This window comes from Gemmatimonadota bacterium (assembly GCA_026705765.1).
Classification (GTDB): Bacteria; Latescibacterota; UBA2968; order UBA2968; family UBA2968; genus VXRD01.
Genome location: JAPPAB010000129.1, coordinates 1 through 17,924 on the forward strand (window position 1 = coordinate 1; position 17,924 = coordinate 17,924).

Below are 17,924 nucleotides of genomic sequence, written 5' to 3' on the forward strand. Positions count from 1 at the left end.
AGGCTGATTTTCAGGGTGTATATACCGCCATGCCGACCGTTGGGAGTACGGGCAACGTTTCTGTTGATCCAAAATTTGTCGCGCATGCATCCGATACATCCGAAGAGAACGATTATCACCTGCAGGCAAGTTCACCTTTAATCAACGCGGGTGATCCGAGCATGACAGAAGCTGATAATTCAACGATCAACATGGGGAGATATGGTGGGACTACGGAATATACGTCTGTGTCCAGTGGTGGTGAGAGTAGCACAAAACCCACTGTCTTGAAAACAGAAGATACGCCTCTGGTATTTTCGTTATCTCAGAATGCGCCAAATCCCTTCAATCCAGAAACCATTATCTCCTATGCTCTACCCCAAAGTGAACAGGTCAAACTTGTGATCTACAATGTGTTGGGTCAGGAGATTCGCACGCTGGTCAATGCGTTCCAACCCGCAGGCCGCTATCGCGTGGTGTGGAACAGTAAGGACGACTTCGGGCGTTCGGTGTCCAGCGGGGTCTATTTTTACCAGATCACCGCAGGTAAATTTACGAACACGCGCAAGATGTTGATCTTGAAGTAAATCTGCCGCGTTTGAGTCGTCCTTATAAGGACATCTCACGCTATGAATGTTGTGGATAGAAGACCTGAGGAGCGTATTTAGCGGCTTGGTCAATGGATTGAAAACCGATGTGACAAGCCGCTAAATAGCGGAGGTTGCCATGAGGTGCTTTTGGTATATTCTGCTTGCGTTTTGCATCCTGAGTTGTGGGAATAAAAGTACTGGTCCAGAAATAGAACCAGAGCCAGAACCCATCTCCAAACCGAGGACAAGTGACCTGATCATTGACCTGCCGGGTGGGGTAAGAATGGCTTTTATATGGGTTGAACCAGGCACACTTGGCGAAGGCTATTACCTTGGGAAATATGAACTCACGCAGCAACAGTGGGAGCAAGTGATGCACACCTCACATTGGCCCCAAAGAGAGGGCACTGGCTTCACGGAACCGGTTTATCCTGCCTACAATATTTCCTGGGTTGATGCACGAGATTTCGCGAACAAGCTGACAGCCCTTCAAAATGACGGCATATACCGGTTACCAACCTCAATGGAATGGGAATATGCCAGTCGAGCAGGCACAGCAACCACCTGGTTCTTTGGCAGTAGCTCTGATTCTCTGAGTTACTACGCCTGGTGGGGCAAGAACGTGGATAGCGCGCAAATCGTGGGTACTAAATTGCCCAATCCCTGGGGATTTTATGATATATATGGCAATGTGTGGGAGTGGACACAGAGTGGACGAGGGTCTCGAATAAATCCAATACGTTATATAAAAGGCGGCAGTTATGATACGTCAGCGGGGGACGCAAGCTCTATAGGGTTTGTCCCTGCCGCTACTGCCTCGCGCAGTCCACAACTGGGCGTGCGAATATTGCGAGAAGGGCCAAAAGTCTCGCAGCCTTGAAAAAGGTATTGATTGAACAATCATTAAAACTTAAGCCGACGCGAAAGGTATTAATAATTGTTGAAAGTGTAACAAAGTATGTTACATTTCTATAAATGATCATAAGCTTTAAGCATAAAGGTCTTGTCGAGCTTTTTGAACACGGTCACAATGGCAAGATGGTGATGCACTCAGGGTCAATCTTGAGCAATATCATTGAGGTGACAATGGCTGAATATTCTGTCAAACGTCCGTTGAAGCGCGCCCCTGTTCATCCGGGTGAGATTCTGCGCGAAGATGTATTGCCATTGCTTGCGTTATCGGTTAGCGAAGCTGCTCGACGACTTGGTGTTTCGCGTCAACAATTGCATCGCGTTCTGGCCTGTACGCATCCAATTACAACAGAAATGGCACTTAGAATAGGAAAACTCGTCGGCAACGGTCCTGGACTCTGGTTGCGCCTGCAACAAGCTTGTGATTTGTGGCGTGTAGAGCAATCTTTGAAAGACGAACTTGCAGAAATAAGCCCTGTGAATTTGACACACTCCCAGGGCTAAAGCAATTACTACGTGGTTTGGTCAATTCAAACTAAAAAGGATAAAAAATCATGTCTTATGAGATGCCGCCGGATGAACTCGCCGCGATTGTTGACGCGCCTTTGACACCTTCGTTTAGTATTGATCCGACGAGGACAGTGCTGCTGTTGATGCACCGTCCGGGCGCACCGTCTATTGAAGAGGTGTCTCAGTCCGAGTTGCGGCTGGCGGGTTTGCGCCTGGATCCGGATGTCAATGGGCAAAGTCGCGTGGGGTTTTACAATGGGCTGACGCTCAAGTGGGTTGCCGATGGTCGCGAGATGCCTGTGACTGGGTTGCCGAAGGAGGCGAGAATTGGGCGGGCGTATTGGGCGCCGGATGGGCAGTATTTTGCTTTTTCGGTGACGGGGAATAATGGGATTGATCTATGGGTCGGGAATGCGGAGACGGGCAGGGCGCATCCGGTTGGCGATGTGAAATTGAATCAGGTGTTTGGCGGGGCTATGGTCTGGTTGCCGGATAGTTCGGGGCTGTTGGTGCGCGCGGTGTGTAATGGTCGGGGTGAGCCCCCCGAGGTGCCCCGCGTGCCCAAAGGTCCGGTGATTCAGGAAAATGTGGAGGAACGGGCAGCACCATCGCGCACGTATCAAGATTTGTTGAAGAATGCACACGATGAGTTGCTATTTGAATATTATGCTACTTCGCAGGTTGCACTTGTGCGCCTGAATGGCGATGTGAGACCCCTGGGGTCGCCCGGGCTGATCTGTCGCGCAGATCCGTCGCCAGATGGTCGCTATGTGATGGTGTTGACTTATCACCGACCGTTTTCGTATCTGGTGCCTTCGTATCGTTTTCCGACAAAGGTGGCGATTTGGGATATGGACGGGCGCGAGGTGCGCGAACTGGTGGATTTGCCATTGGCCGAGTCTGTTCCGATTGCTTATGATGCCGTGATCGAAGGTGCGCGTTCGTTTGGCTGGCGCGCAGACGCGCCTGCGACTGTGACGTGGGTTGTGGCACAGGATGGCGGCGATCCCGAGGTGGATGTGGCGGTGCGCGATGTTGTCTATGCGCTCGACGCGCCTTATGAGGGTGATGGGCGCGCGCTTATGTCGCTGGCGATGCGCTATGGTGGGTGTTCGTGGGGGACGGGTGATCTCGCGTTGGTTTCAGAGCGCTGGTGGAAGACGCGGCGCGTGCGTACGTGGCGCATTCGTCCGGATGATTCGGATTTTGAACCGCAGGTGTTGTTTGATCGGTCGTGGGAAGATCGCTATGGCGCGCCGGGCGTGCCCATGTTTACGCGGTTGCCCAATGGTCGGTCTGTGTTGATGACGGATGCGTCGCAACGCCATCTGTTTTTTGCAGGTGATGGGGCGTCGCCCAAAGGCGATCGCCCGTTTTTGGATCGCTATGATCTGGAGACGGGTCAGGCGGAACGCCTCATGCATTCTCAGGCGCCGTTTTACGAGCGGCCAACGACGATGGTAGATGCCAATACGGTGTTGATGAGCCGGGAGAGTGTCGATGAGCCGACCAATTATTATGTGCGAGATTTGCAGCGCAATGATATGCGGCAGCTCACGCATTTTGTTCATCCGATGCCGCAGTTGAAGGCGGTGGAGAAGTCGTTGATTCAGTACCAGCGCAAAGATGGGGTGCAGTTGAATGGGACGTTGTATTTGCCGCCTGGATATAAAAGAGGCGATGGTCCGTTGCCTGTGCTGATGTGGGCTTATCCCCGCGAATTTAAGAGTGCAGATGCCGCGGGTCAGGTGAAGGATTCTCCTTTTCGTTTTGTGCGTATCAGTTCACACGGGGCATTGCCTTTTTTGGCGCGTGGTTATGCTGTGCTGGACGGTCCGGCGATGCCGATTGTGGGGGAGGGAGATCGCGAGGCGAATGATACGTATGTCGAGCAGCTTGCCGATAGTGCAAGGGCTGCGGTTGATGAGCTGGTGCGTCTTGGCGTGGCGGATCCCAAAAAAGTGGCGGTGGGGGGGCATTCTTACGGTGGGTTTATGACGGCGAATTTGCTGGCGCATACCGATTTGTTTTGCTGTGGTATTGCGCGCAGTGGCGCGTATAATCGCACGTTGACGCCTTTTGGTTTTCAGGCAGAAGAGCGCACGTTCTGGCAGGCAGCAGATGTTTATGGGGCGATGTCTCCTTTTTATCATGTTCCCAAAATTAGTGCGCCTTTGCTGCTTGTTCACGGTGAGGTAGATAATAATTCGGGTACGTTTCCCATGCAGAGCGAGCGATTTTACAATGCGCTCAAGGGGCACGGCGCTGTTTGTCGATTGGTGATGTTGCCGCATGAGAGCCACGGCTATCGGGCGCGAGAGTCGGTTATGCACGTTTTGTGGGAGATGTCAGAGTGGTTGGATAAGTACGCGAAAAGGGAATAAAAATTCATTTTTTTGAATTTTTATTCTTGACTTGGACGAGTTTTCACGTATTTTTATAGTCCTATGAGCGCGAAACAAGAACGCCAGCAAAAAATTTTAGAGCTGATTGCACATCAGCCTATTGCTCGGCAAGAGGAACTCAGCACCGCGTTGATGGATGTTGGGATTTCGACTACGCAATCGACGTTGTCCAAAGATATTAAGGAGTTGGGCGTGGTTAAAGTGCCCGATGGCGAAGGGGGGTTTCGCTATCAGGTTCCCGGTGCGTTTATCGGGACAGATCGGCTGGTTTTACAGGGCGAAAATTTGCTTCGGCGCGAATTGCAGGATTTTGTCGTGGGTGTGGATGGTGTTGATCATACGCTGGTTGTCAAGACGATAACGGGGCACGCGCAGGGGGTTTGTGAGTCCATTGATCAGATGTCGTGGCCCGAGGTTGTGGGTACTCTTGCTGGTGAGAATACGATTTTTATTTTGTGTCGGTCTCCCGAAGCGCGGATGAATCTCGAGCGCGATATTCAGGGGCAGATAGGGAATACAGGAAGGACCTGACGGTGATCAAAATAGGCATTTACGGCGATACGGGGATGGTAGGACAGGAGATCCAAAAGGTGTTGAAACACCACGATCGGGCAGATATCGCGTTTCGACAAAATTCGAGGCGTCGGGAAGGCAATTTGACCGATTGCGATGTGGTATTTTTGGCGACGAAGGATCCCGAGTCGATGAAGTTTGCACCCGAGGCACTGGCCGCAGGTGTGAAGGTGATCGATATGAGCGGTGCTTTTCGGTTGCCGAGAGAGGCGTTTGAAAGGGGTTATGGTCTGGTGCATACGGCGCCGGAGTTGCTCAAAGAGGCGGTTTACGGCATGCCGGCTTTGTTTGCCAAAGAGATTGCTGTGGCGCGTCTGGTGGGCAATCCGGGGTGTTATCCCACGAGTGTTATTTTGTCTTTGTATCCTCTCAAATCTCTCGTGCAGGGGGAAGCGACGATTGTGGCGACTTCGGGTAATTCGGGTGCGCGAGCTGAGGTGGAGGATGTGTCAAATGAGATTGCGTATAGCTATGGCAAGCGACACAAACACGTGCCCGAAATGGTTTTGTATTCGGGTTTTGAAGTGAATTTTACGCCTGTTGTGCTGCGGTCGGTCTTTGCGGGTATTAATGCAAATATTCGAGTTGAATTGGCTGATGAGTTGAAGACGCTGGCGAATGAAGATGCCGCTGCGCAGTTGCGCGAGGCGATTTCAGGTGCTTATGGCGCTGACGATCTGGTGCAGGTGGTTGAAGATTCCGACGCGCATTGGTGGGGTACGCGCGATGTGGTGGATACGCATAAACTGATTATCAAGTTGGGCGTTGATGACGGTTTTGCTTATATCAATGCTCTGGAAGACAATTTGCAAAAAGGCGCAGCGACCCAGGCTGTGGAAAATATGAATTTGATGCAGGCTCTGCCGCGTCTTTATGGGATTGAGACGGGGTGAGCCCGCATGATCGATGTGATCCGAGATATAGAAGAAAGATGCTTAAACGCTTGCCCGCCAATGCAGCAAGTGCTCTGCGATGGGTGGGTAATTCGATTGGCTAATGGATATACGCGCCGGGCAAATTCGGTCAGTCCAATTTACCCGGGTCACGCCGATTCCGAAACAAAAATCGCGGTGTGCGAGGGTCTATATCGCGCGCGTGGTTTGCGTCCTGTGTTTAAGATGACGCCATTAAATCAGCCGCCTCAACTCGATGCAATGCTTGCTGCGCGGGGTTATGCGTTTGAAGCGATGACAGTTGTAGCATCCCTGGATCTTTATCAAGTCGTGATTCCCGAGACTGGATCGGTCAAAGTGTGGGCGCGACCAGAAAAGGCGTGGTTTGATATTTATGCACAATTGAAAGATCTGTCGGATTATGAGATTGGTGCTTTTAAGAATATTCTCGACAATCTGGCTGTGCCCGCGCGGTTTGTTTTGTTGATGGACGGCAATGCGCCAGTTGCAGGTGGATTCGCCATTCACGAGGGTAAAATGGCGGGTTTGTTTGGTCTGGTGACTGATGTAGAGAAACGCAATCGCGGATTCGGTCGTTTGTTGACCTGGACGCTTTTGGAACGCGTTCGCAAGGCGGGCGCAAATATGGCTTATTTGCAAGTTGAGGAAGATAACTCACCCGCGCGTCATATATATGAATCTATGGGATTTTGCGAGGTTTATCGCTACTGGTATCGCACGTTGGAGAGTTAAATGGATTACAAGATTATTGAAAAGGCTGCGATTTTAATTGAGGCATTTCCGTATATTCGCGAGTTTCGCGACAAAATTATTGTGGTGAAATACGGCGGTAGCACACAGCCCGAAGAGGGCGGTTCCCCCACGATCATGGCCGATCTGGTGTTTATGGAGACTGTGGGTATGCGTCCCGTGGTTGTTCACGGAGGGGGGAAGGATATTAGCAGGCGTCTGGAGGAGTCGGGTATTGAATCGGAATGGGTCAATGGCTTGCGGGTGACCGATAAGGCGTCGATGCAGGTGGTGGAAGATACGTTGTTTGGCGAGGTGAACCGGCGCATTGTCGATGGTTTGGAGATACTCGATGGACGGGCGCGCAGTATGTCGGCAAAAGACGCTGGCGTGATGTATGTGACAAAGCATTTTGCGACGGTAGAGGAGGAAGATGGGGAGACCAAGAGGGTCGATATCGGCTATGTTGGCGATGTCGCCCGAATTGATCCCGAACCCGTCCGTCTGGCCTGTGAAGAAGGCATGATTCCCGTTATTTCGCCTGTTGGATTGGGACCAGAGGGCGAGAGTTATAATGTGAATGCCGATACGGCAGCTGGCGAGATTGCGCGAGCACTGCAGGCGGAGAAGCTGGTGTTTTTGACGGATGTGAATGGTATCCGACGGTTTCCAGATGATCCGGATTCCCAGATTTCAACATTGCATGTCAATGATGTGGAGATGCTGATTGAGAGAGGTATTGCCAGCGGGGGGATGATTCCCAAGTTGCGCGCGTGTGAACGTTCTGTGAAGGGCGGTGTTCACAAGACGCATATTATTGATGGCAGTGTTCCGCACGCGCTTTTGCTGGAGATTTTTACCCGCGAGGGTATTGGAACGCAAATTGTGCAGTAAATTTTTAACCATAAGGATTTAGCATGACGACTCGAGAAGTTATTGACTTAGAACAGAAGTACATCTTGCAGACCTATGGACGGCCCGAGTTTGTGCTGGAAAAGGGCGATGGGGTCCATATTGTGGATACGGACGGCAAGCACTATCTCGATTTTGTAAGTGGCCTGTCTGTCAATGCTCTGGGATATAATAATTCGACGATTCAAGAGGCTGCCAACGCGCAGTTGGGCAAGTTGATCCATGTTTCAAATTTGTATCACACGATTCCGGCGCCTCAGTTGGCGCAGTTGCTGTGCGAGCATTCGTTTGCCGATCGCGTGTTTTTCTGCAATAGCGGAACGGAGTCCATCGAGGCTGCGCTGAAGTTTGCGCGCAAGTGGGGGTATAAGAATTTCGAAGATGCGCCGAAGAATAAAATTATTGCGATGAATAATTCTTTTCACGGACGAACCTATGGGGGGATTTCTGCCACGGGTCAGCCCAAATATCACCAGGGTTTTGGACCGATGCTGCCGGGTATTGAATTTGCCGATTTGAACGATCTGGAGTCGGTAGAAAAGCTGGCAGATGGTCAGACAGTGGCTGTGCTGTTGGAGCCGCTACAGGCAGAAGGGGGTATTCATTCGGCAGATCCGGGTTTTTTGGAGGGTGTGCGCGCCCTGTGCGATGAGATGAAGATGTTGTTGATTTTCGATGAGATTCAGTGCGGTTTGGGGCGGGCTGGTTCGCTGTTTTGCTATGAGCAGTACGGCGTGGCGCCAGATATTATGACGCTTGCGAAACCCTTGGCTGGTGGTTTGCCGATTGGGGCGACGCTTGTGACGCAGGATGTGGCCGATGCCGTGGAGCCGGGGGATCACGCCGCGACTTTTGGGGCGCATCCCGTGTCGTGTGCGGTGGCGATTGAGGTGTTTAGAACGCTGTCGGATCCCGCATTTATTGCGGGTATAGAAGAGAAGAGTGCGTATCTGTTTGGGAAGCTGAATGCACTGAAAGACAAACACGCGGATAAGGTGACGGAGATTCGCGGTAGCGGGTTGATCGCGGGCGCCGTGCTGAAAGAGATACCAGCGGCAGATGCGATGAATGCGATTCGGGAAAATAACGATATTTTAGTATGTGTCGCAGGGCCAGATGTGGTGCGCTTTTTGCCGCCGCTGGTGATTGAGAAAGAACATATTGACGAGGCGGTGAATGCGCTGGATGAGTTTTTGAGCGATTAACATTGAACCGTTTTTTCGATTACCTGACCGTCACCGCAGTGGATAACGGCTTTCCATTCCCGGTCATCTTCTCGTACGTCTATGCCACCTTGCCGCCAGTTGGTCTGAAAGTGCAGGGAAAAGGGTTCGTCATACGCGGTGTCGTAGTATTTGCCATTCCGATAAAAATCGACATAGCTGATTGTTTCGGGGTATAAGCTGGCCAGTCGAAGCCAGCGCTGGCCCTGATATTCCCAATTGGATTCCAGACCCTGGAGGTAGTACGGGTCGTCAATCGGGTCTGTGGCGATTCCTATGCCTTCTGCCATCCGGTGTGCAAAAAAGGTGTCTTCTCCAGTGGTGATTTCCCAGTCGGCGGGCGGTTCCTGTTTGGTCATGTTGTTGTAATATCCCCACGAGGTTTGCGTTTTATAGGCGACCTGGAGTTGTCCTATGGCCTGGGAATCTTCGTTGCACACGATGGGGCGGTCCAGGTTCCAGTTTTGCACTTCTCGTATCATGTTGTGATATCGCTGCCGCGTGCAGCCGTTTCCGTGTATGAGTATGACGTCGCTGGCTTCGGCGACTTCCCGGTTGCGATATCCACCCCCGCCACTGCACCCACAGGGCAAGCCGCCCGATTCTTTTTGCGCGAGATTCAATAGTGTTACCATTCCTTCGGGTTCTTGTATGATGGGATGGTTTGCAAAAGATCCAATATTCATCTCGTTTGCGACTTCGATGATGACGTTGGGATATTCTTTTACAAAACGCGAGGCGGTTGTTACGGCGTTGCGGATGGCTTTTTCATCTTTTAACCAGCGGGTTTGCGAGCCGTAAAAGAAGCTGACGATGACGATCATTCCAATTGCATCTGCGCCTCGGATCAGTTTGTCCATTCGTTCGGCGTAGTCGGCGTCGAGGTTCAGGCCGTCTTCGCCAAAGGGGTTGTTCTGGATGGTGTGATTTTGCACTGTGAAACACGGACCTCCGCCCTGGAATCCGGTTGTGAATGCGCGCAGTCCATAGCGGTACCATTCGGGTAGTGCGGCGATGAGACGTTCGGTGTTGACCATGGGATCCCATTCGCTGTGGCCCCACCGCGCAAAGCGGTCGGGTTCCATCGCGTCGTCAAAAATGCCCTGGATAAATCGGGCATTCATGAGCAGGCCCTGGACGCTGGGTCTCGTTCCATCGATTTCTGAATACGTCACCTTCTCGTTTATTAGAAATTTTTCGCCTTCAATGGTCAGGTGTGTTTTTGCCATGTTTTCTCCTTAACATTCATAGAGGTATTCGGTGTAATCCCACTCGTAATCCCGAGAACTTCCCCATACGCTTTCCGCGTAGTACCTTTCCTGAATTTCGTCGTGTTTTTGAGTGAGGCGATGCAGGTTTTCAGGATGTCTCAGGGCGTCATTGGTTTCTTTTTGCCAGGTCTCAAGGCGATTTTTTAATGCCTGCAATATGTCGCGGTATGCCGGATTATCGGATAGGTTTTCAAATTCCCATGGGTCGTTTTGCAGATCGTAGAGTTCGTATTTGGGCGGTTGTTCATAGACTTCATAAGCTGCCCGAATGCGCTTATCTGCGCTGGCAATTTCCTCTTGTGTTGCGCCGGATGTCCATTTTTGATTTCTGTCCGAATATCCCTGTGCGCTCGGGCTTGGGCGGTCCTGGAGGAGATTGGCGATGAGTTTGTATCGGCTGTCTCGCACGCAGCGCTGTGGGAAATACGTGACGACGCCACCGCTTCCCCACTCGGCGTATAGATGGGTGCGCCATTCAGTTTTTTGTCCTTTTAATAGGGGGGCAAAGGATGCGCCTGCCACAGCGGGGGATGCTATTCCCAAAATGTCTGTTATAGTTGGCAAGATGTCGATTTGTGATACCAATTCGTCGCGTGTGTGACCTTTAAGGCCGATGCCGGGGTATCGCACGATTAGCGGTATGCGCAATCCGCCTTCGTAGATCGATGTCTTTCCCCGTGAAAACTGGGCGCCGTGATCGGTGGTAAAGATCACGAGTGTGTTTTCGGCTTTTCCCTGGGCGTTCAGTTGTTCTAAGACCAGTCCTATGCCGGTGTCCAATCTGGACATGCAGTTGTAATAGTCTGCGGTTTCCTCCCTGAGACGGGGAGTGTCAATGCCGACAAATGGGAGCGTTTCGACGTCTTTGCCCTCCTGTGGTTGTTCTGGTACCCCAAATTGTTGGCGGTGGAATGGCAGGTGTGCGTCGGGAAAACTGATTTGTAGAAAGAACGGCTCGTCCGATGGTTTCATAAATTCACCTGCTACTTCGGCCATTTTGCGTACGTCGCGGTTGGCAAAGCTGATAAATTCTTTCGGGTTCCACCGCAGGTCGTAGGGAAAGGCGTCTTCGGGATTGATGTGCAATTTGCCGATTAGCCCGGTTCTGTAGCCTTCGTTTTTTAACAGGCGGGGCATGTTGGGAAATTCATCGTACAATGCATACTTATGAGTAGCCAATCCGAACTGACCATTCTGGTGTGGATATAATCCGGTCAGGATACTCGCCCGGCCAGGGCTGCACACGGCCTGTGTCGCATACATGTTTTCAAATCGCACGCCTTCAGAGGCGAGTTTGTCTATGTGGGGCGTTTGTGCATAAGGGTCGCCATAACAGCCGATATGTTGCCCATTGTCTTCTGAGATTATGAGCAGGATGTTGTATCTGGATGACATTTCGGGTTCCTTTCTTTTTTGAGAACCAAATTGACACAACTGTTGCGATAGCCTATCTTTGAAAAACAATTAGTTAGTGGTTAGTGGTTGGTGTGGATGTAGGGGCGAGGCATGCCTCGCCCAGCGGTCAGTCCCCAGCCCCTTTTTTTGGAATAACCGATATGATCAAAGGTCTTGCCCCACAATTCGCCTTTTTATTGGGAAAGCGCACAACTCGGCGAAATCTCGGTGTGCTGTTCAAATTGCTGCTGGCCGTTTCTGTGATTGTTACAATTTTTAGCGTTCTTTTTTATTTCATCATGCTTAGAGAGGGCCAGGAGTTTAGCTGGTTTACAGGTTTTTATTGGACGCTTACGGTTATGTCAACATTGGGTTTTGGAGATATTACCTTCCAGGGAGATTTGGGGCGTTTATTCTCTATGATTGTTTTGCTGACTGGTATGGTTTTTTTGCTTATTGTTCTGCCGTTTACTTTTATTCAGTTTTTTTACGCGCCGTGGATTCAAGCCCAATCCGAAGCCCGCGCGCCGCGTCAGTTGCCCCGCAGTACGCGAGACCATATTTTGTTGACCAACTATGACCCCATTGCACAAGCGCTTATCAACAAGCTGGATCGCTACCAATATTCCTACTATCTCATTACGCCAGATTTAGCGCATGCACAGCAACTTTACGATCAGGGTGTCAATGTTGTGGTTGGGGATCTGGACAATCCTGAAACGTACAAAAAAATGCAGATTGAACAAGCGGCTCTTGTTGCGACAACAGATACCGACCCGATTAATACCCATATAGCATTTACTGTGCGCGATCTCAATCCCACGGTGCCGATTATCGCCAAGGTGGATGACCCCGATTCCGTGGATATTCTCGAATTAGCGGGATGCGACCATGTGCTTCAACTCGAAAAAATGCTCGGTGCATCTCTTGCTCGGCGCACCCAGAGCGGGGAGACCGCAGCGCATGTGATTGGTCAGTACGACGATTTGTTTATTGCCGAGACCACGGCTGCCCATACACCCCTTGTGGGCCAAACTCTTGAGGAGATTGGTCTGCGTAGGGAACTGGGTCTGACGGCGGTCGGCGTTTGGGAACGCGGTATTTTTCAACCGGCATTGCCCGATACCCGTATTGGTCCCCACACTGTGCTGGTGATGACGGGGACGCAGAGTCAATTGGATAGATTTAACGAGTTGTTCTGTATTTACAAAGTTTCAAATGCTCCCGTTGTCATCATTGGGGGCGGCGGTGTTGGCATGGAGGCTGCGCGCACGCTTGCGGAACAGGGTATCGATTATCGGATTGTGGAGAAAGATGCTAATCAGGCTCAGAGGCTCGACAATTGTATTGTGGGAAATGCCGCGGATTTTGAAGTTTTGAAAAGAGCCGAGATTCTGGATGCGTTGACGGTTATTATTACGACGCACGACGATGATATCAATGTTTATCTCACGGTTTATTGCCGGCGATTAAATCCGGAAATTCAGATTATCAGCCGCGTTACGCAGGAGAGAAATATTGCGACTCTGCACCGCGCGGGCGCGGATTTTGTCATGTCTTATGCTTCGATGGGTGCGGACGCGATTTTCAATTTCTTAAAACGCAGTGATACCCTGATGGTGGCAGAGAGCCTGAGCGTGTTTAGTGAGGATATCAGTGTGTTTAGAATGAAAATGCCCTCTTCTCTTGTTGGAAAGACAATTGCAAATTCAGCTATTCGCAGGAATACGGGATGTACGGTTATCGCCCTTAATGATAACCACGAAATGCAGCTCAATCCCGATCCCAATGAACCGCTACCAGGAGCAGCGGAGATTCTCCTTATTGGCAGTTCAGTAGGGGAAAAGCAGTTTTTGGATATGTATGTTCATACCTGAGCTTATTCTTCTGCCAGACTTCGATACTTCCCTCCATAATAGAGCAACGGGTTCCCCTCTCCCAGTTCTCCCGCCAGTATTTCTCCTACAAACATGTCGTGATCGCCTGCCGGCAAGATGTTCACTATCTTGCAGTCGAGATATCCCAGTGTCCCTTCCAGAATCGGCGCCCCTGTTTTGCTTTCGCGCAATGTCAGGTCGGAAAAGTCCTTTGGTCCCGGCATGGCAAAGCGATTGGATAGATGTTCCTGTTCTCGGGTGAGGATGTTGATTGCATAACCCTGTCCGTCCGATAAGGCGCTGTGCATGGTCGCCGATTTATCGACTGATACCACAACGAGCGGTGGGTCTAGCGACAATGACATGACGGCATTGGCTGTCATGCCGGTTATGTCGCCGTTTTTGTATCGCGTGGTAACGACGGTGACTCCTGTTGCAAACCTCCCCATTATATCTCGTTGCAGCCGTGAATCAAATGCCATAGGTCCTCCTTTTACCAATCGCCGATGCTGCCGTCGGGATAAAATACCCGCTGTAATATTTCCTGTTCAAATGGATGCTTTGCGACTTCGGATTCGTCAATTTCTATTCCGAGTCCGGGGGTGTGCCACGGTTTCACTGTGCGACCGTTTTTTTCGATTGTATAACTTTCGGAGACGACATCATAACGCCAGGGGACATCGGCGTGTACTGCCTCACAGATGATGTAGGATGGCGTGGCAAAACCAAAGGCGAGGGAAGCCGCTGTGCTTACCGGTCCCTGGGGGTTGTGCGGTGCGATTGCAATGCGATAGTTTTCAGCCATTGCGGCTATGCGCCGGGCTTCGCTGAATCCGCCGCAGTGGGTTATATCGGGCTGGATTACGCTGCATGCGCGCAGTTCAAACACTTCTCGAAAGTGATGTTGAGAGACGAGGCGTTCGCCGGTTGCGATGGGTGTGCTGACGGCGTTTTGGACCGCCGCGATATCCGCCATGGTTTCCGGCCAGCAGGGTTCTTCAAAGAAGTAGAGACCATAGGGTTCAAGCGCGCGGGCAAATCGAATGCCCATGCGCGGCGACGGGCGTGCGTGGCAGTCAACCATGATGTCTATTTCGGGTCCTGCGGATTCGCGCATCGCGCTTACACAGGCTTCGGCATAATGGATGGGCGTTAGTCCTTCGATGGACATGGTGGGCGGTACGGCCATGGATTTGAATGCTGTAAATCCGTCTTCTACTGCTTGCAGAGCCAGTTCGCCAAATCGCTTTGCATCTTTTGGGTGGGTTTCGTAGAACACTTCCATTTTTCCCCCGCCCAGATGGCAATAGGTGCGGATGTAATCGCGCACGGGTCCTCCCCAGAGTTCAAAGCACGGGACGCCGTGTATTTTGCCCAGAATATCCCACAGCGCGATGTCTATGCCGCTGATTGCCGTGGCGCGCACAATGCCATTGCCGTGCCAGAAGTGCTGGCGATACATCATTTGCCACAGGTGTTCAATGCGCCGGGGATCTTCGCCGATCAATAGGGTTGACAGGTCTTCTATTGCGCCGATGACGGATCGCGTGTGCCACTCCAATGTGGCTTCGCCCCAACCCCACAGGCCGTCTTGATCGGTGAGGATTTTTACAAAGATCCAATTTCGCATGCGTGCATGACATACCAGGGTTTCTATGCCTGTGATTTTCATTTGTGTTCCCTACAGCGATTGCAACCATTCTGCTGATGGCGAGTTGATCGATGCGTGATGTGCGGCGAGGTCGGCGGTCATGGTTGCGATCATTTCCCGATGCTCGGGGGCGTTAAACAGGTTGTTCACCTGGTCGGAATCGTTTTGGCGATCAAAGAGGATGGCGTCGTGGTCTTTCACATAGGCGAGTTCGTAATTGGGGGTGAATACGCCAGCCCTGTTGGCGTCGTGGTGGATATAACAGATGTCGTCCCATTCGGTTTCTTCGCCGCGCAAGAGTGCGGATGCATCCCGTCCTTGTTCGCGACCGCAGGGTTCATATCCCATGAGGGTCAGGATGGTGGGCATAAAATCGACGGAGCCGACCAGATGATCTATTCGCGTGCCAGCCGGGATCTTCTCGGGCCAGCGGATTAACATGGGTACGCGATAAGCCGTTTCGTAGAGTTGATTTTTGCCCATTAATCCGTGTTCGCCGAGGTATTCGCCGTGGTCAGAGGTGAAGACTATAATTGTGTTGTCTAAGATCCCTTTTTCGCTTAGCGCATCGAGCATTCTGCCCACGCAGTCGTCGATGACTTTGACCATGCCGCAGTATTGGGCCATGTGTTTGCGCAGGATTTCGTCTTTTGGAGCCTGTCTGTTGGGTACCCAACTGGGCTGGTTTTCTTCATTGCGCGTGTCGGGCAATGGCATTTCTGCGGGATCGTACATGGTGTCGTACGGTGGGCGGACGGTGAATGGGGGATGGGGATCGGGTATGCTGAGCATGAAACAAAATGGGTTTTCTCGATCTCGCGTCATAAATTCGTTGGTTTTTTCGGTTAGCCAGTCCGTTGGATAGGTTTTTTCGTCGCCCATGGTTTTGTAGTTAAACACTGTGGGCTGCACATCGCCCATGTCGGTATCTTCGATTTTTTTCCAGTGTCCGCGATTGAACATGTATTCGGCGTCGTCAAAGCCCATTGTGCGTTCGGGGTGTACCCAGCCGGGACGCGGGGGTCCGTCCAGGTGCCATTTGCCCGCGTAGCCAGTGTCGTATCCACGATCTTTTAGTGCTTGTGCAAATGTGATTTCATCGCGGTTGAGGGGGATGTTGTTGCGATATGCGCCGTGTACATGTTCGTAGCGCCCGGTGAGGAATACGCCTCGCGATGGGGTGCATACAGCGACGTTGACCATGAAGTTGGTCAAGATCGCGCCTTCTTTTGCGAGGGAATCGATGTGGGGTGTTTCGACGAGTGTTCCGCCATACGCGCTCAATGTCCAGCAGCTTTGTTCGTCGGTGTGGATGACGAGGAGATTGGGGGTGTTTGCCATTTATTGCTCCTTTCAGCGAATCAACGAATCAACGAATCAACGACGTAGTTTGTAGCAACTTTGGGTGGTAGGGCGGGGTTCGTCTATTCGTCTATTCGCGTAACCATGGGTCGCCGGTTTTTTCCAACCAGTTGTTCATTTCTTCCCCAAGCTCTGATACAAGGCCGGGATGTTCTTTGGCGATGTTTTGGAGTTGATAGGGGTCTGCTACGTTGTCGTGGAGGATTATTTCTTCGCCTTCGGACATTCGCGTGACGACATAGGTGTGTCGGTGTGTGCGCACGCCGCGCGATCCGCCAGCGGGGTCGCCGGGCATTACGTTGAGGTAGAGTGCAGAGGTCGGGCGTGTGCTTTCTTCTCTGCCGAGCAGGATGTCGGAGTAATCCGTTCCCTGGACGCTGTCGGGGACCTGTCCCACGCCCATGAGGTTGAGCAGTGTGGGCATCAAGTCGGGTGTGCCGATTAACAAATTATCTGTGCCGGGTGTGATTTTTTCTGGCCAGCGGATGATAAATGGCACGGTGAAGGATTCTTCGTAGTGTACGGTTTTGCCTATGCGGCCGTGGCTGCCCATCATTTCACCGTGGTCAGAGGTGAAGACTACGATGGTGTTTTTCTCCAGGCCCTCTGTTTTCAAACAGTCCAGGATGCGTCCAAAGTTTTCATCGACGCCGGTTACCATGGCGAAGTAGTGTTTCGCGTTTTCGCGGGCGCTGTCGCCGCGTTCATCTGTGGGGACGTTGGGGCGCGTTAAGAGGTCTTCATGGGTGGCATCGCCGTATTGGGCGACGTATTTTTCCGGTACTTGTTTGAATGGCATGTGTGGTGGGTTGTGGGATATGACGAGTGAGAATGGTTTTTTGGGATCTCGATATTTGCCACCTTCGTTGCGGATGTAGTTTATTGCGATGTCGGTTTCGTGTTTGGGAGACCATTCTTTCGGGTCGATGCGTTTGTCAATGGGGTCATTGCCGGTCCAATAGTGGGGGTTGAAGTGCCAGTCGCAACAGCCGTAGGAATACCAGAAGTCATAGCCGTGTCTGCGCGGTCCCGGCGGGGTGTATGAGTCCCAGATGACGCCATTTCCTCTTGGCCCTTCGGTGTATTGATACTGCTCATTGGGCGGATCGAGGTGTAGTTTGCCCAGGTAAGCCTGATTGTAGCCAGCGTCGTGTAATACGTCTGAGAAGCACCGTGCGTTTTCTGGGAGGTAGTTTTCGTATTGTACTGTGGTGGAGTTGACGTTGCTGAGTACGCCATTGGCGTGGGGATATTGTCCGGTGAATAGCATTGCCCGATATGGACTGCATACGGGTCTGGTGCTTACGGCGTCGGTTAATACCAGGCTTTCAGACGCAAATCTGTCGATGTTGGGGGTTATTACGGGGTCTTCGTTCATGAATCCCATGGCCTGTTTGCGATATTCATCGGGGAATACAAATACGAGGTTGGGGTGTTTAGCCATCTTTGTCTCCATTTTAAATGCGCGGGAACACACTGCCATAAATTGTGTCAATAGTCACGGATGTCAAGGATTATACTTTGGGGGTTGGGGCGCGTGTGTCGTTCTACCACCCGTCATCGCGGCGTGATGTTGAGCCGCGATCCAGAAGGTGTTGTTGTAGGGGACGGCCCCCGTGCC

General features: G+C 51.6%; 16 protein-coding genes. 10 read left to right on the forward strand and 6 right to left on the reverse strand.

Features of this window, described 5'->3' with window-relative positions:
- From OXH16_17110 to OXH16_17150, 9 genes are all read left to right on the forward strand, one after another.
- Nucleotides 1-566 (forward strand): T9SS type A sorting domain-containing protein (locus OXH16_17110; GenBank protein MCY3683118.1); only part of this gene is annotated, 566 nt, incomplete at its 5' end.
- A 139-nt stretch (nt 567-705) separates the two neighbouring features.
- Nucleotides 706-1,449: a formylglycine-generating enzyme family protein gene (locus tag OXH16_17115; protein ID MCY3683119.1), complete on the forward strand. Its 744-nt coding sequence runs from the start codon at nt 706-708 to the stop codon at nt 1,447-1,449.
- 206 nt (nt 1,450-1,655) lie between these two features.
- A complete protein-coding gene (locus tag OXH16_17120) occupies nt 1,656-1,985 on the forward strand; it encodes a HigA family addiction module antitoxin (protein ID MCY3683120.1) in 330 nt (109 codons plus the stop codon).
- A 50-nt stretch (nt 1,986-2,035) separates the two neighbouring features.
- The gene (locus OXH16_17125) at nt 2,036-4,375 is read left to right on the forward strand and encodes an alpha/beta fold hydrolase (GenBank protein MCY3683121.1); all 2,340 of its coding nucleotides are present in this window, start codon (nt 2,036-2,038) and stop codon (nt 4,373-4,375) included.
- A gap of 63 nt (nt 4,376-4,438) precedes the next feature.
- Nucleotides 4,439-4,927 (forward strand): arginine repressor, encoded by a 489-nt coding sequence (locus tag OXH16_17130; GenBank protein ID MCY3683122.1) that lies wholly within the window; start codon nt 4,439-4,441, stop codon nt 4,925-4,927.
- Nucleotides 4,928-4,929: 2 nt separating this feature from the next.
- Nucleotides 4,930-5,862 (forward strand): hypothetical protein, encoded by a 933-nt coding sequence (locus tag OXH16_17135; GenBank protein MCY3683123.1) that lies wholly within the window; start codon nt 4,930-4,932, stop codon nt 5,860-5,862.
- 6 nt (nt 5,863-5,868) lie between these two features.
- Nucleotides 5,869-6,615 carry a GNAT family N-acetyltransferase gene (locus tag OXH16_17140; GenBank protein MCY3683124.1) on the forward strand — a complete coding sequence of 249 codons (747 nt, stop codon included), beginning with the start codon at nt 5,869-5,871 and terminating at the stop codon, nt 6,613-6,615.
- On the forward strand, nt 6,616-7,506 hold the full coding sequence (argB, locus tag OXH16_17145) for an acetylglutamate kinase (GenBank protein MCY3683125.1): 891 nt from the start codon (nt 6,616-6,618) through the stop codon (nt 7,504-7,506).
- Nucleotides 7,507-7,529: 23 nt separating this feature from the next.
- A complete protein-coding gene (locus OXH16_17150) occupies nt 7,530-8,729 on the forward strand; it encodes an aspartate aminotransferase family protein (protein ID MCY3683126.1) in 1,200 nt (399 codons plus the stop codon).
- Here OXH16_17150 and OXH16_17155 read toward each other — a convergent pair.
- Nucleotides 8,726-9,976, reverse strand: coding sequence for a hypothetical protein (locus tag OXH16_17155; protein MCY3683127.1), 1,251 nt, complete (start codon nt 9,974-9,976; stop codon nt 8,726-8,728). The two genes, OXH16_17150 and OXH16_17155, sit on opposite strands and share 4 nt — an antisense overlap.
- Before the next feature lie 9 nt (nt 9,977-9,985).
- Nucleotides 9,986-11,413, reverse strand: coding sequence for a sulfatase (locus OXH16_17160; protein ID MCY3683128.1), 1,428 nt, complete (start codon nt 11,411-11,413; stop codon nt 9,986-9,988).
- Between the two features lie 161 nt (nt 11,414-11,574).
- On the opposite strand from OXH16_17160, the gene OXH16_17165 reads away from it, so the two are divergent.
- On the forward strand, nt 11,575-13,290 hold the full coding sequence (locus OXH16_17165; GenBank protein ID MCY3683129.1) for an NAD-binding protein: 1,716 nt from the start codon (nt 11,575-11,577) through the stop codon (nt 13,288-13,290).
- A 2-nt stretch (nt 13,291-13,292) separates the two neighbouring features.
- Here the strand turns inward: OXH16_17165 and OXH16_17170 are convergent, their stop codons facing one another.
- The 4 genes from OXH16_17170 to OXH16_17185 all read right to left on the reverse strand — a co-directional run bounded on the left by OXH16_17170 (nt 13,293) and on the right by OXH16_17185 (nt 17,747).
- Nucleotides 13,293-13,772 carry a flavin reductase family protein gene (locus OXH16_17170; GenBank protein MCY3683130.1) on the reverse strand — a complete coding sequence of 160 codons (480 nt, stop codon included), beginning with the start codon at nt 13,770-13,772 and terminating at the stop codon, nt 13,293-13,295.
- Between the two features lie 11 nt (nt 13,773-13,783).
- Entirely contained in the window at nt 13,784-14,962 is a 1,179-nt protein-coding gene (gene dgoD / locus OXH16_17175; protein ID MCY3683131.1) for a galactonate dehydratase, read from the reverse strand.
- Between the two features lie 9 nt (nt 14,963-14,971).
- A complete protein-coding gene (locus tag OXH16_17180) occupies nt 14,972-16,282 on the reverse strand; it encodes a sulfatase (GenBank protein MCY3683132.1) in 1,311 nt (436 codons plus the stop codon).
- Nucleotides 16,283-16,373: 91 nt separating this feature from the next.
- Nucleotides 16,374-17,747 carry a sulfatase gene (locus OXH16_17185; GenBank protein ID MCY3683133.1) on the reverse strand — a complete coding sequence of 458 codons (1,374 nt, stop codon included), beginning with the start codon at nt 17,745-17,747 and terminating at the stop codon, nt 16,374-16,376.
- Between the last annotated feature and the right edge of the window lie 177 nt (nt 17,748-17,924).